The sequence below is a fragment of the Oleiphilus sp. HI0066 genome, from assembly GCF_001635725.1.
On sequence record NZ_LWFH01000650.1, the window covers coordinates 1 to 842 of the forward strand.

At 44.5% G+C, this 842-nt stretch carries 1 protein-coding gene; it reads right to left on the reverse strand.

The window, feature by feature from the left end; genetic code table 11:
- Nucleotides 1–61: 61 nt before the first annotated feature.
- A complete protein-coding gene (gene rsxG / locus A3738_RS08250) occupies nucleotides 62–727 on the reverse strand; it encodes an electron transport complex subunit RsxG (RefSeq protein ID WP_082878604.1) in 666 nt (221 codons plus the stop codon).
- Between the last annotated feature and the right edge of the window lie 115 nt (nucleotides 728–842).

Genomic DNA, 842 nt, shown 5'->3' on the forward strand with positions numbered 1-842 from the left:
TTCTTACTTAGGGTTTTGATTTCAGTTAAATTCGACATCGTTATTCCTGCCTAATATGGCTTTAAAGACTCAGCTTAGATTTTGGTGCTTGAGATAAAAGCTGATCTTGGTGTGTCTCGAAAAAAGTTAGAGCGTCGTATACCGCCGAAACAATGGCACGTGGAGTGATGGTCGCGCCGGTGAGTTGATCGAATTCGCCACCATCCTTTTTAACATTCCATGCTTCGGTATCTGTGTTTGATAGAGACTTTTCGTTAAAACTTAGAATCCAATCTGACTTGCTCAATTCAATTTTATCGCCAAGCCCTGGTGTTTCTTTGTGAGTAAGCACTCTGACGCCGATTAACTCTCCGTCAATACCTACAGCAATAAGTAACTCAATCGGAGCGGTGTAACCATCGGGCGCAGTCCATGGGAAAATTAAGCTTGTCGTACGCGAATCTTTCTTTGCAAGGAATACTTCTCGTTCGACGCCTTGATAGCTTAGTAAATAGCTATCAGCGAGAAGGTCATTGCTACGCAGAGATTCAGGAACAAGGGCGTATAAGGCCGCTAGACGAGCTTTCTTTTCTTGTTCAGCGATTCGTTCACTCGTATTGGTTTGTACAAGTGCGACTAAGCCAGCCGTTAATATAGCGAATAAGCCGAGACCAATCGCAGCACGCACTGCTGACTGAAAAGTACTTGGCGTTTTGTTTGGCTGATCGTTTTGATCCATATCGCTCATAATTCTTATACCTTCGCCTTAGGGCCGCGTTTTGCTTTGTTATGGCCAAAGGTTCGCGGTTGCGTATAGACATCGATTAGGGGGGCTGCAAAGTTCATCAGTAGCACAGCGAAAG